Annotated in this window: 1 protein-coding gene; it reads right to left on the reverse strand. The window is 39.8% G+C overall.

Annotation, left to right across the window (positions count from 1 at the left end; all coding sequences use genetic code 11):
* Positions 1 to 251, reverse strand: a 251-nt coding sequence (locus ACY2RT_RS15475; RefSeq protein ID WP_490156816.1) for a hypothetical protein, incomplete at both ends; no start/stop codon positions are given.

Raw genomic sequence — 251 nt, forward strand, 5'->3', positions numbered from 1 at the left:
TCAGCTTCTAGCCTATCTTCTTCCTCTGCAAGCAGTCTCGCTTTTTTTTCGGCTTCCAGTCTGGCTTGCTCTTCAGCAAGTAACCTCACTCGTTCCTCTTCAGTCAATTTTGCCTTTATTTCAGCTTCCTGTCTGGCTTGCTCTTCTGTGTTAGATTTTTCTTGTGCTTTAGCAATCACTTTCTTTTTAGTACGGTTTTTTTCAAAAGTGAATAAACCTGCTAAATCATCATCTCTGCTATACTCATAGTA

The sequence above is a fragment of the Ulvibacter sp. 2210JD10-4 genome (assembly GCF_058148525.1).